The organism is Dyella marensis (genome assembly GCF_900112865.1).
GTDB lineage: Bacteria > Pseudomonadota > Gammaproteobacteria > Xanthomonadales > Rhodanobacteraceae > Dyella_D > Dyella_D marensis_A.
The window spans coordinates 37,657-62,703 of record NZ_FONH01000020.1 but is presented as its reverse complement, the minus strand read 5'-3'; the positions used below and the strand labels follow the sequence as shown (position 1 = coordinate 62,703).

Sequence of the window (25,047 nt, the reverse complement as noted above, 5' to 3'; positions counted from 1 at the left end):
GCGGCCTGCACCCAACCCAGACCTGGAGCCACCCACATGATCCGCCGATCCGCCTTCGCCCTTGCGCTCGCCCTTGCCACCTGCCCGCTCTGGGCCATGACCTACACGCTGGAACCCAATCACTCGATGGGCACCGTCCGCTGGGGCCATCTGGACTTCGCCTACCCCACCGCGCAGTTCACCCGTGTCGAAGGCACATTGGAGTTCGACCCGGCCGAGCCGACCAAAGCCTCGGTCATGGTCACCATCCCGCTGGCCTACCTCAGCAGCGGCATTCCCGACCTCGACGAGGACCTGCGCTCCCCTGCCTTCTTCGACCTGGCCCGGTTTCCCCATGCCACCTTCAAGAGCACGCGGGTCGAAACCACCGGGATGGCCAACCAGCTCAAGGTGACGGGCAACCTCACCGTGCGTGGCGTGACCAGGCCGGTCACCCTGGACGTGACAATCAACAAGATCGGCGAGAACCCGCGGCTGAAGCTGCCCGCGGTGGGCTTCGAAGCGATGGCCAGGCTCAAGCGCTCCGACTTCGGCCTGGGCAAGTTCGTGCCGCAGGTAAGCGACGAGGTGACGCTGCATGTCACTACGCAGGCGGATGAGGCGAAGGGGTATGCGGCGTATCTGAAGAAGGATGCGGAGGAAGAAGCGGCGGCGAAGGAGAAATAATCAGTTCGCCATCCTGGCACCAACTCGTCATCCCGGCGCAGGCCGGGATCCAGTGGCGATGTGCAGCACGAAGGCCTCAACGCAAAAGCGTTGGTGTCGTGCAGTGACAATCGAACGGTGACGCTACTGGATCCCGGCCTGCGCCGGGATGACGAGCCATGGGTGCGTGATGCCTACGGGTGCGTGACAACCTATGGGCGCGTGGCGACGGCCGGATCGATCGGCGTCATGGCGTTGACGACGTCCTCGAACGCCTGCGCATAATTCTTCACGTTCTCGCCGTAGCCGGAAATGCCGCCGTTGTACAACTTCGCGAAGGCATCGTAGTCGCCGTTGTTGAGATCCTTCTTCATCTTAGGGGTTGCACCGATGAGTTGCGTCATCGATGCGAACTGGTTGTACGCATTGTCCTTCAGCGATTGGTACATCGCGTCGGCGGACGCATAGCCCACCTTGTCGTGATTGAAGCCCATCACCTGCCCGGGGCCCATTGAGATGGACGCCGCGGCGGCCTCCGGATCCATGCCATAGGCATAGTTGAACGCATCCCAGTTGATGTCCTGGTCCTTGGCGGTGCCGGTGGGATGCAGCGAATGCCAGTCGTCCGGATCGCCGGTGGCGTTGAACTTCTGTCCCTTGTAGCTGATGGCATGGTTGTAGGTGAAATGCTGATCGAATTCCGCCTGCTGCGCGGGATCGATGAAGCCGGCGAACTTGTGCGCCTCGAAACGGATCGTCATGCGCGCATTGGGATCGATCGTGCCGCCCGTCTCCTGGATGATGATGCCCAGCACGTCCTTGACCTTGATGCCGGCGGCATTGGCCAGGCCCTCGATGGCCAAGCCATATTTGTTGTAGGTCTCGGCCGCAGTGAGCTGCACGCCGGTCAGTTTGCTGGTATCGATGGTGCCGATGCTGCCCGGGCCGGATTCGATCGACGGCGGCGTCGTCAGCATGGCCTGCAGCGCCAGCGACGACAGGTTGGCCTGGCGCAGGTCGGTGGCCTTGATGGCGTAATCCTTGGCGATCGATTCGATCGTCTCGCCGGGCATCACCGTATGTTCCATCACCATGCGCGGATTGGCCGCCGGGATGTCGAGACTGACGCCAGCCCAGGGCTGTACGTCCTTCACCGCATCCTGCAGTTCGGGCAGCGAGCTGGTGAAGTCGAAGCTGCCCGAGGCCGCCTGCAGCAGGTCCGGATTGGCGGCGCGGATGGCATTGGCATCGATGTTGTAGCGTGCGGCCAGCGAGTCGACCGTTTCGCCGGGCGCCACCGCGTGGGTGAAATCCAATCCTGCGGTGGCGGAGGGGATGGAAAGGGTGGTGCCCGCGACGGCATCCGGCTGCGGCGAGCCGCCGTAAGGCGTCGCCCCCTGGCTGTTGAACGACTGGGTCGCGGAGTTCTGGCTGTCGCTGCCGCCAACGCTGCTGGTCGAGGTCATCGGAGTCGCTCCCTGCCGAAGGCTATGCTCGATAGACCCCGAATCTAGTGCGATTCGGCCGGGAAATTTACTAGGGTGTTCCCTAGCCCCGCACCGGCAATAAAAAAGGACGGAGGCGGCCGTATCTCCCTGGCCACCGCCGTCCCCTGTTCGGTGCATGTCTGGTGGAGCTAGCTGACTCCCCACATGGATGGATCGATCATGTAGGACGTTTCCGGCCGAATACCCATGCGCTTCAGGACGGATATCAGTTGATCGCGCGCCCGCACTTGCCGGTCGCCATCCAGCGGGTCCCATGCGGAACGGATATCGCTGTCGTTGGTCATCAGCACGATCGCGTTGCCACGCCCCGCCTTGACCACGGTCATGCCGCGATCCTGGTTAATTACGGGCTGACCGGCTTCAGTCCAGCCCATCAGAGCGCAGACCTGGTACATGGCTTGCGGGTAAGGCAGTTTGTCGGCCATGGAATTCCCCTGCTTATCGAGGATTGAAGTCTAAAGATCCGGCAGGGAGACGGCTTGACGCTCCGTCTCATTCGTTGGCTATCTGCCATCGCCGGACTTCAGCGCGCCGCCATCCCGGACAAGCCAGGCTCTTGCACTAGCAGATGCTGCCGAACACAAGGATCATGACGCGATGAATGCAGCACCCTCGCAAGATCTCACCGCCAGGCAGGCGCTGGAGCGCATGCTCGAGCTGATCCGCGGCATCCACGGCATTACCGATGTGACACCGGAACTGCTGCAACGGACGATGGGCAAGGACGTGCGCCGGATCGAGGAAGGGCACTTCGGCTTCGGCCAGCGCCTGCCGGGGAACTGGGCGTTCAGTGTGGAGCGCTATCTCCTGCAGCCGCATGATGTCCCGCAACTGGAGCTCGGCTTTGACCCCATCCCGAATGCCGAGGCTGCCGCCGTAACAGCCTGCGAACCGGACTACGCCGCTTTCACTTCCTCGTTGGAGGGCATGGGCTTCGCGCGCCATTCCGCCTGCGGCGAACACGGGCGGTGGCTGTACGACGCCTTCGACAAGCCGGGCATCCATGTCGAAGTGCACCCCATGCTTGCCCGGGCCAAAGATGACGCCGATGCACAGGGTACGCGCTGCGTGCAACGGGTATTGCTGCGATAAGAAGACCAAGCACTCAACTTTCCCCCACACCCGCCGATACCACCAGCATCACGGAGTAACCGGCTCCGTATCTCGGAGCGACACATGCTGGTCCTGGTTGGCGCCGTCGTGGTGCTTGGATGCGTTATCGGCGGTTTCCTGCTGTCCCACGGCCAGATGGCCGCGCTGTGGCAGCCCTATGAGTTATTGATCATCGGTGGCGGCGCGCTGGGCGCCTTCCTCTCGGCGAATCCGGTCAAGGTGGTGAAGGGCGCGTTGCGCGATGCCATCGGCCTGCTTAAGGGGCCCAAGTACCACAAGCAGGATTATGTCGACCTGCTGTCGATGCTCTACGACCTGTTCAGCCTGATGCGCAAGGAGGGCCTGCTCAGCGTGGAACAGCATGTGGAGGATCCGCAGTCCAGCTCGCTGTTCTCCGCCTACCCGCGCCTGCTGCGCGAGCACCACCTGATCGAGTTCACCACCGACTGCCTGCGTCTGATGGTGGGCGGCAGCATGAATCCGCATGAGCTGGAGCAACTGCTGGAAGTGGAGTTGGATGCGCATCACCACGAGGCCATGGCACCCGCGCTGGCGGTGACCAAGATGGCCGATGCGCTGCCCGGCTTCGGCATCGTCGCCGCCGTGCTCGGCATCGTCACCACCATGTCGCAACTCGACGGCGATACCTCGCGCATCGGCATGCATATCGCCGGCGCACTGGTCGGCACCTTCCTCGGCATCCTGCTCTGCTACGGCTTCGTCGGCCCGCTGGGTGCGGCGATGGAGAACCGGGTGCAGGAGGACGGCAAGGCCTTCGAATGCGTGAAGATCGCCCTGCTGGCCAACCTGCGCGGCTACAACCCGAAGGTATCGGTGGAGTTCGCGCGCAAGTCGCTGTCGACCAACGCGCGTCCGGGTTTCCAGGATCTGGAAGATCACCTCAAGGCGCCGCGCGCGAAGGCCACCGCATGAGCGAGCAGGGCCAGCTGCCGCCCATCGTGGTGCGGCGGGTGAAGAAGCGCGGACACGGCGGGCATCACGGCGGCGCCTGGAAGGTGGCCTATGCCGACTTTGTCACGGCGATGATGGCGTTCTTCCTGGTCATGTGGCTGATCGGCGCCGGCACGCGCGAGCAGCGCGCGGCCATCTCCGAGTATTTCAAGAACCCGAGCATGACGCAGGGCACGGCCACCATGGCTCCGCCGGGCCAGACCGGGCCAGGCGGCGCGAGCACCAGCATGATCAAGCTCGGCGGCGCGAAGGATCTGTCGCGCTCTCCTGGCGGCAAGAGCCAGGGCGGCGCCACGGCCAGCGTGGACCCGAAGGAAATCGAGAAGGAGGCGCGCAGGCAGGAGCGCGCGCGGCTGGAAGAGCTGATGCAGCAGTTGCAAGCGGCGATCCAGAGCAGCCAGGCGCTGGCGCCGTTCAAGGACCAGTTGCTACTGGATATCACGCCGGAAGGCTTGCGTATCCAGATCGTGGACAAGCAGAACCGGCCGATGTTCGACCTGGGTAGTGCGCGCTTGCGGCCGTATACCGCGACGATCCTGGAAGAGCTGTCCGGCTTTATCAATCGGGTACCGAACCGGATCAGCCTGTCGGGGCATACCGACGATGCGCCGTATACCAGCGACCATCATTACGGCAACTGGGAGTTGTCGGCGGATCGCGCCAATGCGGCGCGGCGGGCATTGCTCGATGGCGGCCTGGCCGAGGACAAGATTGCGCGCGTCGTGGGGTTGGCGGCATCGGTGCCGTTTGACCGCGCCAATCCCGGCGATCCGATCAACCGGCGGATCAGCATCATCGTGATGAACAAGCAGGCGGAGGCGTCGTCGTTGTCGCAGGAGGCCGGGCCTGTCGTCGCCATCTCGAAGGAAGCTACGCTTCCCTCCGTGGCGCCTCTCGTTCTTGCTCCGCCATCGGCTCCCTAGCCCTCCCGCACTTGGCCGCCACATCGATGCGTTGTAGCGTCACGGCCCCACGTGTCGGAGTCGCACCATGCTCTCCCGCTCGCACTTGCTTCTCGGCCTGCTGCTTCCTGGAATTCTGCTCGGCCCAATCGCATTCGCCGCATCAGCAACCGATACCGCCCCCGCAACGGGCTCGCGCGTCTCTCAACTGCTCGCCAGGCTCGACCAGGTCAAACGCATCGGCCCCGTGGCCATCTCGCCCGATGGTTTGCACGTAGCCTGGCTGCTGCAAGGCAAGCAGCCGACGATCCAGCTGACCGATATCGCCGGCCACCACGCGCAGGCACTGAACACGGGCACGGAACTCGCCGGCTGCGCCAAGCGCGACATTGCCTGGGCGCCCGACTCGCAGGAAATTGCCTTCATTGCGGACTGCGGTCATGACCTGACCAACACCCAGGCGGTGCACAACGATATCTATCTCGTCGGCATCGACAACAAGACTGCGCCGCGCCGGCTGGCCGAGCTCTCCGGCTATGCGCGTGCCCTGGCCTGGACGAAGGACGGCAGATCGCTGGACTTCCTCTACGTGTCCGGCGCCACGCGCCTTGCCAACGCTGTCGCAGCAGGCAAGGCACGGGTGGGCGTGATCGGCGAAGGCGATCTCGAACTGCAGCGTGTCGGCAGCATCGACGTCGCCAGCGGCACGTTACGCACGCTGACGGCGGATACGCTGTACGTCTACGAATTCGAACGCTCGCCGGACGGCACGCAGATCGCCTATACCGCCGCGCCGCCGCCGGGCGACGGCAACTGGTGGGTGGCCAAGCTTTATGTGCAAGAGGCAAGCGCCAACATGGTGCAACGCGTGGTAGCCGATCCGGCCACCATGCAGGGCTCGCTGCACGGCCTGCAGATGGCGTTGCCGCGATGGTCGCCGGATGGCGCACGAATCGCTTTCATCGGTGGACTGATGAGCGACCAAGGTTCCAATGGCGGCGATCTCTACAGCGTGCCGGCCGCGGGTGGCGTGGTGAGCGACCTTACGCCCGGTACCGCGGTGACGCCGCGATGGTTCGCCTGGACAGCGCAGGACACGCTGCTGGTCAATCAGAACGTCAAGGGGCAGGTGCAACTTGCCGCCTATACCTTGAGCGGAGACCGCGCCAGCATACAGGCGCCCTACTTCAACCTGCCGGCGACCATCGGCACGGGCAGCTCCGCCCTTTCGCTGTCGCTTTCGGCCGATCACCAGCGCCTGGCATTTCAGCAGAGCACATTCGAACAAGCGCCGGAGGTGCATGCCGGCACGCTGGGCCACACGCCGCCGCCGGCGATCACTTCGCTCAACGCCGCGGTGAAGCCGGATTGGGGCAAGGCGGTATCGATGGAATGGACCAACGAGGGCCACCGTGTGCAGGGCTGGTTGATGTATCCGGCGAACTATGACCCGCACAAGACCTACCCGTTGATCGTCAACGTGCACGGCGGTCCGTCCTGGGACGTGCTGCCGTACTGGCCCGGCATGGAAGCGATGTACGCGGCCAGCGGCTACTTCCAGTTCATGCCCAACCCGCGCGGCAGCTTCGGGCAGGGCGAGGCCTTCGTGCAGGCCAATCGCAAGGACTTCGGCTATGGCGACCTGCGCGACATCCTTGCCGGCATCGATGCGGTGGAGAAGCAGGCGCCGGTGGACGATCGCCGTATCGGCATCGCCGGCGCCAGCTACGGCGGCTTCATGAGCATGTTCGCCCCCACCCAGACCCAGCGCTTCCACGCCGCGGTCGCTGCCGCCGGCGCGTCGGACTGGCAGAGCTATTACGGTGAGAACCGCATCGACCAGTGGCTGATTCCCTACTTCGGCGCCTCGCTATATGACGATCCCGCGCCCTATGCAAAGAGCTCCGCGATCAATTTCATCAAGCAGACAAAGACTCCCACGCTGATCATGGTGGGCGAACGCGACGAGGAAGCCCCGCCGTCGCAATCGTTCGAGTACTGGCACGCGCTGAAGACCCTGGGAGTGCCGACGCAGCTGGTGGTGTATCCCGATGAGGGGCATGGCTTCGCCGACTCGAAGCATGTGCAGGATTATCTGGAACGGTCGATGGATTGGTTTGCGAAGTATCTGGCGGTGGGGAAATAGAACCCTTTCATCGAGCAGCGGTGACTTGCCGAAAGAGGCATTTCCCAAACCGGCTACTTGCCGGGATCACTCTCGGCACGCAGATCGATCCGATGCTTTGTTGCCTCATCTTCGAACACCGCTTCATCCAGGCGCCACTGCCCCATCGCCTCGATCGCCATGACGTAGACCGTGCCTTTGCCCTTAGGTCCTTCCACATCGAACGCCAGGCTGGCTCTTCCATCAGGGCCCGAGGTCTGCATGCTGCCCGTGGGAAAACCCGGCTTGATCGGCGCGCCCAGTATCCGGGTTGCCTCCGGATTCACCTGCACGGCGTTGAGGGCGAGTTTGTACGCATCGGAGTTCTTGAAGATCGTCGCCATGGTCCAGAACATGCCTCCGGAGAACAGCACGAAAAAGACCACGACAGCCGGGCCCCACATGGCCCACTTCCGTTGCGTACGCTTGAATGCCTCCACGCTTTCCCAGCGCTTGTTCCTCCATGCCCACGCGCTTCCCTTGACGCCAAGAATGAACCACATCGGGATATTGACGAACGGTACGAACATGAGGAACGCGATAAAGGTGTTGTTCCCCAGGCCCCAGATCCAGGTGAGCAGGAAGGCGCCCCAGTTCCAGTTGTCGATTTCCGGCGGCACGACTGCGTTGCGGCCGCCGCCTGATGTGTTTTCCATACTTGCCCCCGAGCGCTGGTTGACTGACGTTAAACGGAACGAGCACCGATACTTGGTATAGAACCGCTCAACCTGCCTCTGCGGAGACCTGAGCGGGTTTGTCACTCCGGATGATGGCGATGACGTGTCGCGCCTGAAACCAAACCTCCAGGCCAGGCTTCATCTCGTCGGTGCAACAGGGCTGATTGTCCAGCCCGTACACTTTCGCGGCAAGCTCCGGCCGTGTGCGCAGCCACTGGACCGTGCCGCCATGCTGGGCGCGGTGCAGCATCAGCATGATCAGCGAACGCTGCTCCCTCGCGCAGCCGGCCACGGCGCTCAGGTCCTTTTCCATGGCGATGGGACGAGAATTCGAAGATCAAGGGACGAACAGTCCCTCTTGCCATCATCAAAGACGGCCGCCTGCGCCTAAGCCTCGCTGCCTGGCCGAGCGGCAACGCCGGCCTGGGCAATCAAGCTGTCATGCGTGCAATGGGCGGGAATCCGGTCCTCCGGACCGATAAATTGCACCTCCAGGTAGAGATGCAGTCGCGCCTGTAATCGCTCCAGCAGGCGTTTGCAGGCGGCGGCACTCATATCCTCCTCACCGGTCAGCTTGCCGACCATGCGCATGAACCAACCTTCGTAAGCCTGGATATACAAGACCCACCGCGGCAGCTCGGCCGTGCCCGGCGGCGTGTCGCGGCAAAGCCAGATGGCGCGCGCGTGCTGGAAGAGCGGTTGAAGCTTCTCCTGCAGCAATGCGAGTTCGGAGGCATGCATCCCGTGCGGGAAAAAACCTTCAAAGGCCGGCCGGCTTCCATCGCTGCCCGTCCACAAGCGGTCGGCGATCTGCCGATGGCGTTCCGCCGCCATCCGATCGCCCAGCCGCAGGTAAAGCTCGCAAAGCTGACGGTGAGCCTGATATTCCGAAGAGGATGCGTCGTGGCTGATGCGATGCCATAGCGAAATCGCCCCATGAATATCGCCGCCTTGCTCCAGATCAAGGGCTTTGAGCTGGAGTAGTGCCCAGTCGTCGGGCGCCTCCTGCAAGCCCTGCGCAATGGCCTCGGCGCGAAGGGTCCCTGCCGGATCGAACTTCTCCGCCAACTGCGCCAGCTGCAACCAGTCGTGCTCGTCGAATACCTGTTGCTCGCGACGTTGCAGGAGCCTCAGGAATTTTTCGTGCTGCCGCGCCTGCCATTCTTTTGCATCCCGCCAGCCATCGGCCGCATGTCCACGCCAATCGGCGTCAAGCTGGGTGGCGATGCCGGAAGCCTCCCCTTTCAACCAATCCGTCGCCGCTGAGGTCCCGCCAAGGCGCCAGGGCAGACGATCCGGAAGCGGGGCGGCCGGATCCGCGCCTGTCGCCGCGATGCGCTCAGCGAGGACGGGATGCGTGCTGCGATTATCCGGTGGCTCGCAGAGACTCTCGTGCAGCCAGACCGCGGCCTGCGCATCATCGCGCGGCCCGCTGTTCGCCGGCTCCGTCAACAACTGCGCAAATGGCTGCGCCCGCGAGATGTCATCGCGACCTGCCTGCGCGAACGTGTCCGGCCAGAACTGCTCGGACAGGGCCTTTTGCCTCAATACCAGGACGACTTCCGTCGCGAAAGCGACATCGGCGCCGCACACCTGCATGGCCTGGGCATCGGCCACGGCCTCGCAACGACGCGAGAACTCCAGGGTTTCACGCAGCATGCGCGGCACGTACCAGGACAGAAACAATCTGAGCGGCGCGGTGATCAGCCGATGATTGCGCTCATGCAAGGCGGCGAGTGCCGCCCAGCGTTGCCGGGCCATATAAGCCCAGCGGGCAAAATGGCCGTGCCGTCGGGAAATATGGGCGTATTCATGCGCAATGACGGCGGCGGCCTGCTCGCTCGTCAACAAGGCAAGCAGTGGCAAACCGAGCACCAGGATGTGCCTTGACCGGCCCGCACGGGAACCCGCCTGGTAGATGGAGGCATTCAGTTCGGTATTGATATGGACGGCCGTGAAGGCCGGCGCGTCGCAGGCAAGCCGCAAGCGCTCCAGCGCCCCGGCAAGCGCTGGAACTTTGTCGAGATCCAGCTCCATGCCGCTCGAGACCGATGCCGGCGGCGCCTTCGCATAGGCACGCAGAACCATCAGCCCGTAAATCACCCATGACAGCGAAGGCAAGGCAAGCAGCGCCAACAGAAGCCACGAAGACACCAGCCATGCCAGCCAAAGAGGCGACGTGACCAGCACAACGCCGCAGACAAGCAGGCACAGATCGCCAAAGGCGAGCCAGACCAAGGCTCGCCACCTGCCTTCACGGGGAGGCTGGAGCATGGCGCCGCTCATTTCGGCGGAAGATGCTCGCTCGAGAGTTTCTTGCCGAGGAAGAAGGCTCGCATTGCCCGCCCGGCCATCTGCCACCCCGTCGACCCATAGACCTGCGTCTCCATCCACTCCAGTGCGGAATGATTGGGGAAGAGTTCCTTGTAACGGTCAAACCACTGCATGGCGATGAATTCGCTTTGGGGAACCCCGTCGCCATATTTATAGGCCAGCACGACCTCGCCATAGGCCTCGCCGGCGATATGATCGTCATCGTGGGCGACCAGGGATTTCATATGGGCGACGGCCTGCTGCTTTCCCTCCGCCGTTCCATGCCGGCGGTCGATGCTCGCCAGCCTGATCATGGCCATGTCCACGCCGCCATGCATCGCCCCCACATACAGATCGCGGACGCGTTCGAAATTCTCGCGGACCGTCAGATCGAGCTTGTCGACATGTTCAAGACGCCAGGCGTAGTTGTACAGCGCAACCGGCTCGCCCTCCTCGACCGCCTGCACGAGCCAACGATCCGCCTCGCTCCTGTCGAGCAGCGACGGATCGGCATCGGCCCGGATGCCCCCCGTGATGTCGTACATGCTTGCCGCGCCGGAGTACACGCGTCTTTCTGCAAAGGCGCGGGTGAGATAGGTCGCCTCCTTTTGAAATCCTCCATCCCATATCATTCGACAGGCGTGCATCGGCGTAAATGCGTCAGGCTCATAGAGCGGTTCGAGCTGCGCGACCCGGTCGATCAACTTCGTTGCAATGGCCGGATCGGCCTCGATTCCCCACATGCCGAACTGCCAGGCGAAGGCGGCCACCGTCAGAATGGTCGGCTCGTCGAAATGGCGGACGGCGGTTTGCAGGACGCTCGCATAAGCGCCCTCGGTGTCTTCAAGATGCGCGTCACCGATATGCTTGATCAGCATCAAGTTGGTGAAATCCCGAAACGGACCATCAACGACCAGATAGGTCTCGGGCGGCTTGCAATATCGAATGGATTCGACATGGCGCTCATGCGCCAGTGTCGCGTCGGCAAGCGAGTAGTGGGTGAAATTGGCGTACTTCCCGAGCGACATGAAACGCAAGCCATCGGAAAGGTCCCGGGCAAGCCACTTCTTGAAGATTTTCTCCCTGGCGGCGATTTCGCGAACATCGCCCGGCTCCGGGTAATCGGGCAGCGTCAATGCATCATGCACGCCAGGCCACCTGACGGTATTGCGCTCCTGCTCATTGAGTGCAGAACACAAAGGACCCGTGGCAAATTTTTCGACCTCTCCATCGTCGCCGCCCCAACGTGGGCTCAGGTACTGGGCGTAGGCCGCCAGGATTTCGGTCCAGCGGGGCCTGAGCGAGAGGCAGTAACGCAGCCAGTAGTAGCCCGGATTTTGGGCATCCCCTTTCTGCAGGGGAGGAAGAGACGCAGGGAGCGTCGCCGTCAGCGTTCCTGGCGGCTTCAATCCATGTCTGGCAAGCCGGGCACAGGCCGCCTCGTATAGGTCGGGCTCGAATGCCTCGCGCTGCATGGTCTGTTCCATGGGCGACCCGCGAAACAGCGCATCGACAAAGTCCGGCTGGCCGAGATACTGGCTTATCTGCATCATGGTTTCGGCAGCAAGCGCCGGCCGCTCCGAGAGCGCCATGGCCTCCAACAGGTGCTCGGCCGCTGTCACGCAGGCCATGTGCGCCGCCAGCCACTGGTCTTCGCCAACCTCGGATGCCCAGCCCGCGGTCCGGATGTCGCAGGCCCGACGAAAATAATACTGACCGAGGATCTGCCTCGCATGGTAGGAGCCCGGGCAGGCTTCTCTCCAGGCATGAAGCCGTTCCAGCCGCAGGCCCGCGTCGACGCTGGCATAGTCGAACAGACCGCCACCGGTGGCCAGGAACGTGTAGTGGTCATCTGTTGCGCCGGTCGATTGCCACCATGCCGCCTCCAGCGCCGCCATGGTGCGCTCGACCTCGTCAAAGCGTCCCTCAAGCATCGCCTTTCGCAATTGTTCCCGTTGCCGGAACCGGGCCCATTGAGGGGCATCGAGCGGCAAGGGGGGCGTGCTTGTGATGACCTGCATGGATAACTCCTTGGGTGGTATGCGGGTGGGGGCTGAAGCCTGCCGGCAACCATGCTGGCAGTGCCGATCATTATCAGGGATCGATTTGCCACGTGGCCGCTTCATGGCTGCCTATCGCGGCGGTGGCTGTCTGAACGCTCTGCGCTTCCATATACGGGGCCTGGCCGCAGGGCGCCCAGGCTATAAGCCTGCCCCTATCGCCGAAACGCGTGCCTGCGGTGAGGCGATCGACGTCAACCAGGTTCGGAACGGCGGTCGGCGCTTCAATTCGACGGCGGCAACGCGTCGAGCTGATCTTTATAGCTCTCGATCAGGGCGGGGTCGGCGTCATCGTGGTGCTTGGCGATGAACGTGGTCAGCGCTTCCCGATATTCCGCGATGAAAGCGCGGTTGCCCGGGCTGGCGGCAAACTGCGCCGCCGCCTTCTCGACGGGGCCACGATCCTCGCCGATCACATACCTGACCCCATAGGGTGAATGGTCTCGCATGATGACGAAATTGCGCGGCAACCCCGGAATATATCGGACCGCGAACGTCTCGCCCTGGGGCGGTATGAGGATCGCGTTGGTGATCGGATAGATACTGGCGGACATCGTGTCGAACTGCGCCACCACGTCACGACCGTCCGCAGTTTTCATCACCGCGTCATAATCCCAGACGTTCTGGTCATTCAGGGTCGAACTGGTTTCTTCCATGTGGGTGATGACCGCCGTTCCGTCCACGCCGAACGCCTCGAGAAACAAGGCATTGAAGATGTGCGCGGTGAAAACATTGACATGGGCATAGATGAAGAAGACCAGGAGCAGCGCATACCAGCCATTGTTCTTGCGCCATTTCGCCAGTACGCGCGCCAACAGCCACCCCACCAGAACGAGCACCGGCCACGACCAGAAGGGGTGATAGGTAAGGAAATACAGGATCGCTGACAGGATGACCATGAAAGTCCTTGTCGGGGGAAACTCCGTCGGCGCAGGTTACTACGGGTCCTGTGATTTCTTATAGGTGTCGGGCGCGTAGTTAAAGACTCCGACAAACCCCTCTATGGCTCTAAGCCTCCCCACGAAACCGCAACGCATTCAACACCAGCGAGAAAGCCGGTGACGGATGCCGGCGGCTGGGATAGTAGAGGTGAAACCCCGGAAACGGCGGACACCAATCCTGCAGCACCCGCACGAGCCGTCCTTCCTCGATATGCGGTGCGAATTCCTCTTCGGGTAAGAAGGCAATGCCCATCCCATCGAGTGCCGCCGCGACGATAAGAGGCGAGGTGTTGACTATTACCTGGCCTTCCACGCGCACCTCCAGCTCACGCCCCTTCCGCTCGAACTCCCAGACATAGAGGCCGCCGGCGCCTTGTCGCTGATTGATGCAACGGTGTTGCAGCAGATCGCGCGGCGTCTTTGGCGGCGGGTTCGCGGCAAAGTAGGCGGGCGAAGCGACGGCGGCCATACGCACCTTCGGTCCGATCGGCATGGCGATCATGTCCTTGTGCACCGCCTCGCCCAACCTCACGCCGGCATCGAAGCGATCCGCGACGATGTCACGCAGGCCGTAGCTCACATCGAACTCGACGTTGATGCCGGGATGCTCCCGCAGCACAGGCACCAGCTTGGGCCAGATCGTGGTGCGCAGCACATGATCGGCGCAGGTAATCCGCACCGTGCCGGTCGGTTCGCCGCGGATGGCGGACAACGCATCCAGTTCCGCCTCGATCTCCTCGAAGCGATGCCCGATGGCCTGCGCCAGGCGTTCGCCGGCCTCGGTCGGAGCGACACTGCGCGTGGTTCGCGTCAGGAGGCGGATATCGAGGCGCTGTTCCAGCGCGCGGATAGTCTGGCTGAGCGCCGACTGGGTAACGCCCAGCACGGCGGCCGCACGCGTGAAGCTGCCCTCCCGCGCCACCGTGACGAAGGCGAGCAGATCGTTGAGGTTGCGCCTGGCCACGTCGGGGCTCCGGATCATTCATTAGCCTGACTAATATCCTCCATAAGATTTCATTAGATAGTCAAGGGCTTACGCACCCGCGAGAATGCCCTCCATGAAAGCGGCATGTGCGACGCCTGCAGGCCTTCGCTACCGCGCCCTCTCGGCAAGAGCGCCCCAGGGAACCGCATCGCCATGCGGCTCCCGCGCCGTCACGGCCATTCGCCCCAAGGAACCCCAGGCGAAAAAGCTCATCGCGTTATTCGCCCTGCTCATGGGCCCGTTCTCCGCATCAGGTGCAGACATGTCCAACCACGCCGACAACTTCTACAAGAGCGACCTCGTCGTCATCCAGAAGGTGACGTTCAAGAATCAGTATCAGATGACCGTCGCCGGCAACCTTTTCGTGCCGAAGACCCTGGACCGCAATCGTAAGCATGCCGCCATCGTGGTCGGCCATCCGATGGGCGCGGTGAACGAACAGAGCGCGAACCTCTACGCCACGAAGATGGCCGAACAGGGCTTCGTAACGCTGTCCCTCGACCTGTCGTTCTGGGGCGAAAGCGAAGGCCAGCCGCGCAACGCCGTATCGCCCGATATCTACGCCGAGGATTTCAGCGCGGCGGTCGACTTTCTCGATACGCAGCCCTTCGTCGATCGCCAGCGAATCGGCGTCATTGGCATTTGCGGCAGCGGCAGCTTCGTCATCAGCGCGGCGAAGATCGATCCACGCATGAAGGCGATCGCGACCGTCAGCATGTACGACATGGGCGCCGCCAATCGCAACGGACTCCGGCACGGCCTGGGCCTCGATCAGCGCAAGCGGATCATCGCGGACGCAGCGGCGCAACGCGACGTAGAGTTTGCCGGCGGCGACAAGCGCTACACCAGCGGCACGGTGCACCAGCTGGACGAGCACTCCACGCCGATCGAGCGCGAGTTCTACGACTTCTACCGCACGCCGCGCGGCGAATACACGCCGCCCGGCTCTTCGCCGGCGCTGACCACGCACCCAACGCTCAGCAGCAACGTGAAGTTCATGAACTTCTATCCGTTCAACGACATCGAGACCATCTCGCCGCGGCCGCTGCTTTTCATCACCGGCGAGAACGCGCATTCGCGCGAGTTCAGCGAGGACGCTTATCGGCTGGCGAAGCAGCCGAAGGAGCTTTTCGTCGTGCCTGGCGCGGGCCATGTGGACCTGTACGACCGCGTTGATCTCATCCCCTTCGACAAGCTGACCGCTTTCTTCCGCAGCCATCTCGAATGAACCCGCAAAACCTTTCGCACTTACCGATACAGTCATGAACCCAAACATCTCAAAGAGCGGCAACGATACTCGCCAGGGCACCGCTGCGTGGGGCGGCGTGTTCGCACTCGCACTGGGTGCCTTCGCACTCGTCGCCTCCGAATTCATGCCGGTCAGTCTGCTCACGCCGATCGCAGCTGACTTGCATGTCAGCGAAGGGCAGGCCGGTCAGGCCATATCGATCTCCGGTGCTTTCGCCGTGCTGACCAGCCTGTTCGTTTCGGCGCTGGCGGGACGCCTGGACCGGAAGATCCTGTTGCTGGGTATGGCCGTGCTGATGATGGTCTCCGGCACGATCGTCGCTTTCGCGCCGAACCATGTGGTGTTCATGCTGGGCCGGGCGCTGATCGGCGTCGCCATCGGCGGTTTCTGGTCGATGTCCACCGCGGTGGCCATGCGTCTGGTGCCTGAGCATCAGGTGTCGCGCGCGATGGCGGTCGTCAACGGCGGAAATGCCTTGGCGACCGTGATCGCGGCGCCGCTGGGCAGCTATATCGCCGCGTTCGTGGGCTGGCGCTGGGCGTTCTTCTGCGTCGTTCCGGTCACGGCCATTGCTCTGGGCTGGAAACTGTTCAGCCTGCCGCCCATGGCCGTCGCGCCGCGTACGCGGTCCGGCAACGTGCTGCGCCTGCTGGGGCATCGCCAGGTGAGGATGGGCATGCTCGCGGTGTGCCTGTTCTTCATGGGGCAGTTCGCGCTGTTTACCTACCTGCGCCCGTTCCTGGAGACAGCAACGCACGTTAATGCGTCCACCTTGTCGCTGCTGCTGCTGGTCATCGGCGTGACCGGTCTGCTAGGCACGAGTGCGATCGGGGAAGTGCTGAAGTTCGGGCTCTACCGCACCTTGGCTTTCATTCCGCTGCTGATGGCGGCGATTGCCATGCTGCTGGTCATGGCAGGCCACTCAGTGAGTGCAACCGCTATCCTCCTCGGCGTCTGGGGTTTCGTCGGCACTGCGGCGCCGGTCGCCTGGTGGACCTGGTTGGCGCGGACGCTCCCACATGATGCGGAGGCTGGCGGTGGCCTGATGGTGGCCGTCATCCAGCTGGCGATCACCCTGGGTGCGGTCGTCGGCGGCGTCCTGTTCGATACGAGCGGCTACCGCGCGACCTTCAGCGCGAGTGCCGTTCTGTTGGTTGCCTCTGTAGGTGCAGCCATCTTTGCGGCACGCACGAAGGCCGTCTCCGTGCCTCGCCTCGAAGTGGTGAGAAGCCACTAGCCGTCTGATGCGGCGCGCCATGCGCCGCGTCAAGCCAAGGCTTTTGATCATCGCATCGGCGGCTCACGCCGCGTATGCATCCAGCGTCTGCAACGGCACATGCAACCTTTCGTCTCCCGAGAACGCCTCGAGCAGGTAGTCCACCGTGACACGTACGCGCGGGGCGATCAGTACACGGTGGGGATATTGAATGACCATCTCGTAAGTGCCGGGGTGATACCGGCCGTGCAGAACGATCTTCAATTTCCCGGTTGCCAGATGTTCCAGGGCAAGATGCACGCCGACCTGCGCAATGCCGATGCCATTGAGCGCCGCTTCGACCAGCGCTTCCGGCGCAGACAAGGTCAGCGTCGCCGTATCCACCGGGTCTAGCGTGGTGATGCTTCCGTCGCTTGCTTGAAAACTCCACGTCGCTACTGCGCCGCCAAGAAAATGTCGCGCGATCAAGCTGTGCCGATGCAGATCCTTTGGTACGTGTGGTACGCCGTGACGAGCCAGGTAATCCGATGATGCCACCAGCAGCGTGTTGAGGCGGCAGACCGGTCGCGAGATCAAGGCGGAATCGCGAATGTTTCCGCCTCTAAGGGCAATGTCGTAACGATCACGCACGAGATCGACCAGGCGATCGTCGAAATCCACCTCGATGGACAAACCCGGGTGTTGGGACAGGAGTCCGGACAGCACGGGCATCAGGTGCGCGCGCCCGAATGCCGAACTCGTCGAGATGCGAACGCGCCCGCTGATTTGCGCACGTTGCATGGCAATCGTGTCGACGGCGGCATCCAGCGCTTCAAGAGCCACCCGCGCCTGCCGAAGAAACGCGGTCCCTTCTTCGGTGAGCTCAAGGGTCCGCGTCGTGCGGTTCAACAAGCGCACGCCCAACGCCTTCTCCAAGGTCGCCACGTTCTTGCTGATCGCTGCCGAGGTCACGCCAAGCGCGCGCCCGGCCGCGGCGAAACTGCCGGTATCGACCGCCTGCACGAAGCACAGGATGGCCCGTACCCGATGTGAATCCATGACTGCTCCCTTTAGCTGGCTGGAGGGGCTGGGCTCGCGGAACATTCTCAACTATGGGTTGATTCTTAATCAACCCATTCATTACTTCTCGTTGAATTTGGCGCGGCGGATGATGCGGGCCATTCCCGCAACGGACACCACGGAGAACCCCATGTCCAAGACCGCCAACATCGCCCTCGCTCGCCGGCTCTACGACTCCGGCGCCGCCCCGGAAGTTACGCGAGAGGTCATGGCCGCCGACCTCGTCTGGGATATCTCTCCCGGTTTCCCCCACGGCGGCGTCTATCACGGCTACGAAAGCACGATGAAGGACTTTTTCGGGCAGGTGATGCCGCTGTTCGCTTCGTGGAGCAGCGAAGCGAAGGAGTACTACGGCGATGACGACAACCACGTCTTTGTGGTCGGCGAATACCACGGTGTGACCAAGGACGGCAAAAAGGCCGACGTCCGCTTCATCCATCTGTGGACGGTGCGCGACGGCAAGCTCGCTGCCCTGAAGCAGGCCGCCGACAGCCACATCGTCCAGCACGCGCTGGGCAACTAAGCCCTCATCGGAACGGAACATCGCAGGCCTCGATCGCGGGGCCTGCACGTCGCCCTTTTCTTCATGCTTTTGGAGCTCCGCACATGTCCAAGATTCTTTTTCTATTGACGGCCGCCGACCACTGGACGCTCGCCGACGGCAGCAAGCAGCCGACAGGGTTCTGGGCTGAGGAAGCCTTGGCTCCTTACGAGATATTTAAAGAGGCGGGGTATGAGATCGTGGCGGCCACGCCGGGCGGCGTCGCACCGACGGTGGACGCGCAGAGTCTCTCGCCCGAATACAACGGCGGGACGGAAGGCGCGCAGCAGCGCAAACAGGCACTCGACGACGCGACGGAACTGGCCCATCCGCTGTCCATCGAGCAAGTTCGGCTCGACGACTATGCAGCCGTGTTCGTCCCTGGCGGTTGGGGTCCGATGGAAGACCTTTCCTGTGACGCCGCCGCCGGCCAATTGATGGTGCAGGCGCTGCGTTCGGGCAAACCGCTGTCCCTGGTTTGCCATGGCCCGGCGGCGCTGCTGGCCAGCATCGATACGGACGGGCGCTTTCCGTTCGCCGGCTACCGCCTGACCAGCCTGTCCAATGCTGAAGAGCAGCTCTCTGGGCTGGCCGATCGTGCCAAGTGGCTGCTGGAAGATCGCCTGGTCGCGGCCGGCGCGACTTACACCGCTGGCGAGCCTTTTGCCCCGCACGTGGTAGTCGACCGCAACCTGATCACCGGCCAGAACCCTGCTTCCTCCGCGCCGCTGGCGAAGGAAGTGCTCAAGGCCCTGCGTTGAGTGCGACATCCGCGCGCGCGAACGGACTGACTTAAGGAGTCGTCATGAAAGCGATAGGACTGACCCAATTCGGTGGGCCTGAAGTACTGCATCTTCTGGATCTGCCCGCCCCGCAGGCTCGTCCGGGCGAGATTCGGATTCGCGTGAGCGCCGCTACCGTCAACCCCGTCGACACCATGGTGCGCCGAGGGCTGGCCTTCGTTTCCGACGCCGCGCCACCGTATGTCCCGGGCATGGAGGCGGCGGGTGTGGTCGACCAGATCGGCGAAGGCACCGACACCGATCTGCGCATCGGCGACCGCGTCATTGCCATTGCAGTGGTGTCCGGCACGCATGGCGCATATGCCGAGCAGCTCGTGGTCCCTGCAGAGTCTGTGGTTCGTGCTCCTGTAGGGGCCACCGACATTGAGGCCGCTACGCTGCCGATGAATGGTCTGACGGCACGCATGGCTTTGGATCTTCTGGAGCTACCCGTCGGCGCCACGGTGGCGATCACTGGCGCGGCAGGTGCTGTCGGCGGCTATGCCGTGCAGTTGGCCAAGGCGGATGGCCTCCGGGTGATCGCTGACGCGGCGCTCAAGGACGTCCAACTGGTCAACGATCTGGGCGCTGATGTCGTGTTGCCGCGCGGCGAAAGTTTTCCGGAACTTGTACGCAAGGAAGTTCCGGACGGTGTCGATGGACTTGTCGACACTGCGGGGATCGCCCAATCCGTCGCTCGCGCCGTGCGCGACGGCGGTCGGGTGGCGACCTCTGCCCCTGGTGCAGCCCTCGCCACGGAACGCGGCATCGTTACCGAGCGCACTTTCGTCCCGAACTACGCGCGTCATCGCGTTGCCCTCGACCAGCTGCGGCAACTTGCCGAGCAGGGCCGCCTCACCCTCAGGGTCGCCCGGACCTTGCCAGTCGAGCAGGCAATCGAGGCCCATCGACTGCTTGAGATCGGCGGTTTGCCGGGCCGCATCGTCCTGACGTTCTGAGTCAGCTGGGGAACCCAACAGGCGCCGCCTCTCGGCGGCTGCATAGGCCCTGCTTAGAACCCACACCTTCCATAACGAGAGAACCAACGATCATGGCAATCGATACCAACGCAGTCCTCCCCTCGGTGGGCCAGACCTGGCTCGCGGACCTGGGCCCGAATACCCCACTGGGTCATTTCACGGTGGAGATCACCTTCGAGTCGGCGACGCGCGTCAGCTTCCTGGTGACGGGAGGTGCCATCAAAGGCCGAACCCAGTCCATGGACTACACCACGGCCAAGCTCCGCGACGGCCTGTACCTGGTCCGCTGGACCGAGCCGGACTCCAACGACTTCGTCACCCACATCGAGGATTACAACGAAGGTGTCTGCATGGCCAGCTCGGTGGTCGGCGGCAAATTCATCCAGCTTGCGGGAACGTGGACTCGCGTGCGTTGAATTTCCCCGTTATCCGCGAAATCGCATGAAACATTGGCCCGTGCTTCACGGGCCTTTGTCATGGGGCTGCTTCAAGAACGGTACTACCGCTCATTCGAGCGCGATGAATCCAAGCAATGCTTCTTTCCGCACAGCTTAGTGCGCCCTGATTATCAACTTCCAGTTTCTAGCCAATCAACCAGAACACTACTTCTTGTTTGAAGTCATGACGCGCACGATGCGGATAGCGCAACATCCAGGAAAACATCGAATGCTTGTCTGCATCGTCTACGACAGTGGCCATGGCCATACACAGAAGCAAGCCGAGGCCGTGGCCGAAGGTGTTCGCCGCGCCGCCGGTGCCGAGGCCCAGTTGATCGCCGTGGCCGATGGCAACATTCCCTGGGACCGACTGGCTGAAAGCGACGCCATCGTTTTCGGTTCGCCCACCTATAACGGCACGGTGAGCGCGCGCCTCAAAAAATTCATGGAGGACTCGACCCATCCCACCTGGGTAAGGCAGACCTGGCGCAACAAGATCGCCGCCGGCTTCACCAACTCCGGAGCCCAGCACGGCGACAAGCTCAATTCACTGATCACGCTGGCGTTGTTCGCCGCACAGCACGGCATGGTCTGGGTCGGGCTCGATCTATTTCCAGGGAATTCGCCCGAGGAGCCCAACCGGATCGGCGGATGGCTGGGCGCGATGGCGCAATCCGATGACGTGTCCACCGAGATATCGCCGATCGCCAGCGATCTGGAGACTGCTGCCTATCTCGGCCTGCGCGTGGCAGAGACAGTGGCCAGGCTCCAGCCGGTCGCGGCCTGAAGTTCAGTCGAGGACGCTCTGATGAAAAAACACCTCCTGCTGGCCGTGATGCTGGCTACCGCGTCCCCCTTCATCGCAATGGGCCAAGACATGTCCAACGGTGCGAACAATTTTTACAAAAGCGACCGAGTGACCTCGCAGAGAATCGCCTTCGATAATCAGTACAAGATGAAGGTCGTCGGTAATCTATTCGTTCCCCAACACCTGGATCGGGGTACGAAACATCCGGCCATCGTCGTTGGACACCCGTTCGGAGCCGTCAAGGAACAGAGCGCGAACCTATACGCACAGAAACTGGCGGAACAAGGTTTCGTAACCTTGTCACTGGATCTCTCATTCTGGGGGGAGAGCGACGGCCAGCCCCGCAACGCGGTGCTTCCGGATGTCTACGCCGAGGACTTCAGCGCAGCGCTGGACTTCCTGGGAACGCAGTCATTCATTGATCGTGAGCGCATCGGCGTACTGGGGATTTGTGCGGGCGGTGGCTTCGTCATCAGCGCGGCGAAGATCGATCCGCGCATGAAGGCCATCGCCACGGTCGCCATGGTCGATATGGGTTCGGCCGCTCGCAGCCTGACAACGCTGGAGCAGCGTAAGAAGATCACGGCGGAAGCTGCTGCGCAGCGATGGGTCGAGTTCAGCGGCGGAAAAGCGGAGTACACCGGCGGTACCGTGAACGAACTGACCGTGGATACGCCTGCCATGCAAAGGGAGTTTTACGATTTCTATCGCACGCCACGCGGCGAATACACGCCCGCGGGGGCTTCGCCGGCGACGACGACGCATCCAACGCTGACCAGCAATGTGAAGTTCCTCAATTTCTATCCGCTCAATGACATCGACGCGATCTCACCGCGGCCCATGCTGTTCATCAGTGGCGATCAGTCCTTTTCCCGTGGTTTCAGCGAAGAGGCGTATCGGCGGGCTGATCAGCCGAAAGAACTTTATTGGGTAAAGGGAGCGGGGCATGTGGACCTTTACGATCGTGTCGATCTCATTCCCTGGGAAAAGCTGACCAGCTTCTTCAAGACCAACCTGAGGTAGCAGATCTGTGCAGGTGACTATCCGGACAGCTGGGCGTTCCGTAGCCGTCATCCTGGATGACACGGCTATCGCACGTGACTTTGCCGCCTTTCTGCCTCTGAAGCTTGAGCTGAGCGATTACGGCAAGGTCGAGAAGATCGCCGATCTTCCGCGAAGCCTCGACGTAGCCGCGGAGGCCGCTGGCTATAGCCCCGCGACCGGCGACGTTGCCTTCTATGCGCCTTGGGGAAACCTCGCGATATTCCTGCACGAGTTTCGCTATTCCGACGGTTTGGTGAGGCTCGGCCGGATCGACGCCGGGCTGGACGTTCTGGCCGCGCCCGGCGCACTCACCGTCACGATCGAGGCGACGAGCGTCGCTTCGCAAACGATCAAAGGATCTCAGACATGAAAGGCACCGTACTGCACGGCCCGAACGACATCCGTTTCGAGGAAGTCCCCGAGCCCAAGATCGAAAAGCCTACCGATGCGATTATCCGCATCGCAGTCACCTGTGTATGCGGCTCGGACCTATGGCCATATCGTGGCATTTCGCCGGGCAGCGGACCCACACGCATGGGACACGAGTACTGCGGCTATGTCGAAGAGGTGGGCAGCGCCGTAATGGCGATAAAGAAAGGACAATTCGTGGTGGGTTCTTTTGCCACCTCCGACAACACATGCCCGACGTGCAATATCGGCTACCAGTCCTCCTGCGTGCAGCGTGAATTCGTCAGCCAGGCGCAGTCGCCGTACCTGCGCGTTGCGCATGCCGACGGGACACTGGTCGCTACCCGCGAAGCACCGGATGCCTCGATGGTGCCGGGCCTGCTTGCGTCTTCCGACGTGCTCGGCACCGGCTGGTACGCGGCCGATGCGGCCAGGGTAAGGCCGGGCGTCACCGCCGTGGTCGTGGGCGATGGTGCCGTGGGTCTGTTGGCGGTGCTGTCCGCCAAACAGATGGGCGCCGAACGCATCATCGTGATGAGCCGCCATCCCGCGCGACAGAAGCTGGCGCTCGATTTCGGCGCCACGGATATCGTGGCCGAGCGCGGCGAGGAAGGCGTGGCCAGGATCATGGAACTGACGCGCGGCCTGGGCGCCGACAGCGTCCTCGAGTGCGTGGGCACCGGCGAATCGATGCAGCAGGCGATGCGCGTCACGCGCAAGGGCGGGCATATGTCCTTCGTCGGCGTGCCCCATGGCGTGGAGATCGAGGGCCAGGCGCTGTTCTTCTCGCACATCCACCTGGAAGGCGGTCCCGCGCCGGTGCGTCGTTACCTGCCCGATCTGATCGATCTCATTCTCGACCAGAAAATCGATCCCTCGGCCGTCTTCGATCTCGTTCTACCACTGGACCAGGTTGCCGAAGGCTACAAGGCGATGGACGAACGCCGCGCGATCAAGGCGTTGCTGCAACCGTGACGATGCACTGATACGCCGCTGTTCTCACGACACGTTTCCCGGGAGACATATCGATGGATTACGCACACCTGGGCCGCACCGGCCTGAAAGTCAGCCGGCTTTCGCTCGGCACCATGAACTTCGGCGAGCTGACCGACGAAGCCACCAGCTTCGCGATCATGGACGAGGCGTTGCACACGGGCATCAATTTCTTCGATACGGCAGATGTCTATGGTGGCCCGCAGACGCCCGACATGGAAAAGGGTTTCGGCACTTCCGAGGAAATCATCGGCCGCTGGCTGGCAAAGGGAGGCCACCGCGACCGCATCGTGCTGGCGACCAAGGTGTACCAGCCGATGGACATCGGTCCGAACGATAAATACCTGTCGGCCTATCACATCCGCCGCGCCTGCGAGGCCAGCCTGCGGCGGCTGAAGACCGACCACATCGATCTCTACCAGATGCACCACGTCGACCGGGCCACGCCATGGGAAGAAATCTGGCAGGCGATGGAACAGCTGATCCGCGAGGGAAAGATCACTTATGTCGGCAGCAGCAATTTCGCTGGCTGGGACATCGCAACGGCGCAGTGCATGGCGAATGCGCGGCATACGCTCGGCCTTGCATCGGAACAGAGCCTCTACAACCTGACTCAACGTACCATCGAGCTGGAAGTGATTCCTGCGCTGCGTCACTTCGGTATCGGCCTCATTCCCTGGAGCCCTATCGGCATGGGCTTGCTCGGTGGCGTGCTGCGCAAGATATCCGACGGGCGCAGGGCGACGCCGCACCTGCAGCAGCGCATCGCGCAGCTGCGTCCGCAACTGGAAGCCTACGAGAAGCTATGCGACGACATCGGGGAAGCGCCATCGGATGTGGCGCTCGCCTGGCTTCTTCATCAGCCAGTGGTCACGACCGTGATCAGCGGACCTCGCACGGTCGAGCAGTTGCGCCAGAACCTGAAGGCGCCTTCGCTGAGCTTGTCCGATGAAACCTTGGCACGACTGGACGAGATCTGGCCAGGGCCTGGAGGTGAGGCGCCCGCTGCCTACGCGTGGTAGTGCCATGCGGCTACCATGCCACGCTCGGGGTTGCCCCCCTGTTGCTCGTGGCATCGGTTAACGTAGCCATGCTCGCTGCGCGCGCAAAGGCTACGTCCATATCCAGCCTCGAAGTCGCCGAGTGTCAGTAGCCGGCTGACGTGAAAAGCGGGCCGTAGCCCGCGTGCTTCCCACGCATAGCGAGCTCCTTGCTCGATAACTACTCCCGCGAAGCGAACTGGCTGCTCG

25 protein-coding genes are annotated in these 25,047 nt (G+C 62.8%); 16 read left to right on the top strand and 9 right to left on the bottom strand.

The window, feature by feature from the left end; genetic code table 11:
• The first annotated feature begins 36 nt into the window (after window positions 1-36).
• Window positions 37-666, top strand: coding sequence for a YceI family protein (locus tag BM172_RS18835; RefSeq protein WP_051548806.1), 630 nt, complete (start codon window positions 37-39; stop codon window positions 664-666).
• Between the two features lie 191 nt (window positions 667-857).
• Here BM172_RS18835 and BM172_RS18830 read toward each other — a convergent pair whose 3' ends face one another.
• Both BM172_RS18830 and BM172_RS22575 read right to left on the bottom strand, forming a co-directional pair.
• Entirely contained in the window at window positions 858-2,111 is a 1,254-nt protein-coding gene (locus BM172_RS18830; protein WP_026635722.1) for an N-acetylmuramidase domain-containing protein, read from the bottom strand.
• A 170-nt stretch (window positions 2,112-2,281) separates the two neighbouring features.
• Window positions 2,282-2,578 carry a hypothetical protein gene (locus tag BM172_RS22575; RefSeq protein ID WP_026635721.1) on the bottom strand — a complete coding sequence of 99 codons (297 nt, stop codon included), beginning with the start codon at window positions 2,576-2,578 and terminating at the stop codon, window positions 2,282-2,284.
• A gap of 172 nt (window positions 2,579-2,750) precedes the next feature.
• On the opposite strand from BM172_RS22575, the gene BM172_RS18825 reads away from it, so the two are divergent.
• The 4 genes from BM172_RS18825 (at window position 2,751) to BM172_RS18810 (ending at window position 7,286) form a co-directional block, all read left to right on the top strand.
• Window positions 2,751-3,245, top strand: coding sequence for a hypothetical protein (locus BM172_RS18825; protein ID WP_051548804.1), 495 nt, complete (start codon window positions 2,751-2,753; stop codon window positions 3,243-3,245).
• Between the two features lie 84 nt (window positions 3,246-3,329).
• On the top strand, window positions 3,330-4,199 hold the full coding sequence (gene motA / locus BM172_RS18820) for a flagellar motor stator protein MotA (protein ID WP_026635720.1): 870 nt from the start codon (window positions 3,330-3,332) through the stop codon (window positions 4,197-4,199).
• Window positions 4,196-5,161, top strand: coding sequence for a flagellar motor protein MotB (gene motB / locus BM172_RS18815; RefSeq protein WP_035323570.1), 966 nt, complete (start codon window positions 4,196-4,198; stop codon window positions 5,159-5,161). The genes motA and motB overlap by 4 nt, the downstream gene beginning before the upstream one ends.
• Window positions 5,162-5,387: 226 nt before the next feature.
• On the top strand, window positions 5,388-7,286 hold the full coding sequence (locus BM172_RS18810) for a S9 family peptidase (RefSeq protein ID WP_331279773.1): 1,899 nt from the start codon (window positions 5,388-5,390) through the stop codon (window positions 7,284-7,286).
• A gap of 53 nt (window positions 7,287-7,339) precedes the next feature.
• Here the strand turns inward: BM172_RS18810 and BM172_RS18805 are convergent, their stop codons facing one another.
• From BM172_RS18805 to BM172_RS18780, 6 genes are all read right to left on the bottom strand, one after another.
• Window positions 7,340-7,960 carry a cytochrome c oxidase assembly factor Coa1 family protein gene (locus BM172_RS18805; RefSeq protein ID WP_035323568.1) on the bottom strand — a complete coding sequence of 207 codons (621 nt, stop codon included), beginning with the start codon at window positions 7,958-7,960 and terminating at the stop codon, window positions 7,340-7,342.
• Window positions 7,961-8,027: 67 nt separating this feature from the next.
• The gene (locus BM172_RS18800; RefSeq protein WP_026635718.1) at window positions 8,028-8,294 is read right to left on the bottom strand and encodes a hypothetical protein; all 267 of its coding nucleotides are present in this window, start codon (window positions 8,292-8,294) and stop codon (window positions 8,028-8,030) included.
• 74 nt (window positions 8,295-8,368) lie between these two features.
• Window positions 8,369-10,219, bottom strand: a complete 1,851-nt coding sequence (locus BM172_RS18795) for a M48 family metallopeptidase (protein WP_197022873.1) — start codon at window positions 10,217-10,219, stop codon at window positions 8,369-8,371.
• 44 nt (window positions 10,220-10,263) lie between these two features.
• Window positions 10,264-12,315 (bottom strand): DUF4034 domain-containing protein, encoded by a 2,052-nt coding sequence (locus BM172_RS18790; RefSeq protein ID WP_035323566.1) that lies wholly within the window; start codon window positions 12,313-12,315, stop codon window positions 10,264-10,266.
• A 263-nt stretch (window positions 12,316-12,578) separates the two neighbouring features.
• Window positions 12,579-13,253: a hypothetical protein gene (locus BM172_RS18785; RefSeq protein WP_026635715.1), complete on the bottom strand. Its 675-nt coding sequence runs from the start codon at window positions 13,251-13,253 to the stop codon at window positions 12,579-12,581.
• A 109-nt stretch (window positions 13,254-13,362) separates the two neighbouring features.
• A complete protein-coding gene (locus BM172_RS18780; RefSeq protein WP_026635714.1) occupies window positions 13,363-14,259 on the bottom strand; it encodes a LysR family transcriptional regulator in 897 nt (298 codons plus the stop codon).
• A gap of 253 nt (window positions 14,260-14,512) precedes the next feature.
• Here BM172_RS18780 and BM172_RS18775 point away from each other — a divergent pair, with 253 nt between their 5' ends.
• Window positions 14,513-15,508, top strand: a complete 996-nt coding sequence (locus tag BM172_RS18775; protein ID WP_035323564.1) for an alpha/beta hydrolase — start codon at window positions 14,513-14,515, stop codon at window positions 15,506-15,508.
• Between the two features lie 34 nt (window positions 15,509-15,542).
• Entirely contained in the window at window positions 15,543-16,766 is a 1,224-nt protein-coding gene (locus BM172_RS18770) for an MFS transporter (RefSeq protein ID WP_035323562.1), read from the top strand.
• Between the two features lie 63 nt (window positions 16,767-16,829).
• Here BM172_RS18770 and BM172_RS18765 read toward each other — a convergent pair whose 3' ends face one another.
• Window positions 16,830-17,783, bottom strand: a complete 954-nt coding sequence (locus BM172_RS18765) for a LysR family transcriptional regulator (RefSeq protein WP_026635711.1) — start codon at window positions 17,781-17,783, stop codon at window positions 16,830-16,832.
• Here BM172_RS18765 and BM172_RS18760 point away from each other — a divergent pair.
• The 9 genes from BM172_RS18760 to BM172_RS18720 all read left to right on the top strand — a co-directional run bounded on the left by BM172_RS18760 (window position 17,782) and on the right by BM172_RS18720 (window position 24,819).
• On the top strand, window positions 17,782-18,327 hold the full coding sequence (locus BM172_RS18760; protein ID WP_197022872.1) for a nuclear transport factor 2 family protein: 546 nt from the start codon (window positions 17,782-17,784) through the stop codon (window positions 18,325-18,327). The genes BM172_RS18765 and BM172_RS18760 overlap by 2 nt on opposite strands.
• 83 nt (window positions 18,328-18,410) lie before the next feature.
• Window positions 18,411-19,106, top strand: a complete 696-nt coding sequence (locus tag BM172_RS18755; RefSeq protein ID WP_026635709.1) for a type 1 glutamine amidotransferase domain-containing protein — start codon at window positions 18,411-18,413, stop codon at window positions 19,104-19,106.
• A 44-nt stretch (window positions 19,107-19,150) separates the two neighbouring features.
• On the top strand, window positions 19,151-20,086 hold the full coding sequence (locus BM172_RS18750) for an NADP-dependent oxidoreductase (RefSeq protein WP_026635708.1): 936 nt from the start codon (window positions 19,151-19,153) through the stop codon (window positions 20,084-20,086).
• 92 nt (window positions 20,087-20,178) lie between these two features.
• Window positions 20,179-20,523: a MoaF-related domain-containing protein gene (locus BM172_RS18745; RefSeq protein ID WP_035323561.1), complete on the top strand. Its 345-nt coding sequence runs from the start codon at window positions 20,179-20,181 to the stop codon at window positions 20,521-20,523.
• Between the two features lie 250 nt (window positions 20,524-20,773).
• Complete coding sequence (locus BM172_RS18740; RefSeq protein WP_026635707.1) at window positions 20,774-21,331, top strand: flavodoxin family protein; 558 nt, start codon at window positions 20,774-20,776, stop codon at window positions 21,329-21,331.
• Between the two features lie 21 nt (window positions 21,332-21,352).
• Window positions 21,353-22,375 (top strand): alpha/beta hydrolase, encoded by a 1,023-nt coding sequence (locus BM172_RS18735; protein WP_026635706.1) that lies wholly within the window; start codon window positions 21,353-21,355, stop codon window positions 22,373-22,375.
• Window positions 22,376-22,382: 7 nt separating this feature from the next.
• The gene (locus BM172_RS18730; RefSeq protein ID WP_051548801.1) at window positions 22,383-22,766 is read left to right on the top strand and encodes a cyclophilin-like fold protein; all 384 of its coding nucleotides are present in this window, start codon (window positions 22,383-22,385) and stop codon (window positions 22,764-22,766) included.
• A complete protein-coding gene (locus BM172_RS18725; RefSeq protein WP_026635705.1) occupies window positions 22,763-23,779 on the top strand; it encodes a zinc-dependent alcohol dehydrogenase family protein in 1,017 nt (338 codons plus the stop codon). The genes BM172_RS18730 and BM172_RS18725 overlap by 4 nt, the downstream gene beginning before the upstream one ends.
• A 53-nt stretch (window positions 23,780-23,832) precedes the next feature.
• A complete protein-coding gene (locus tag BM172_RS18720; RefSeq protein WP_026635704.1) occupies window positions 23,833-24,819 on the top strand; it encodes an aldo/keto reductase in 987 nt (328 codons plus the stop codon).
• Window positions 24,820-25,047: the final 228 nt, after the last annotated feature.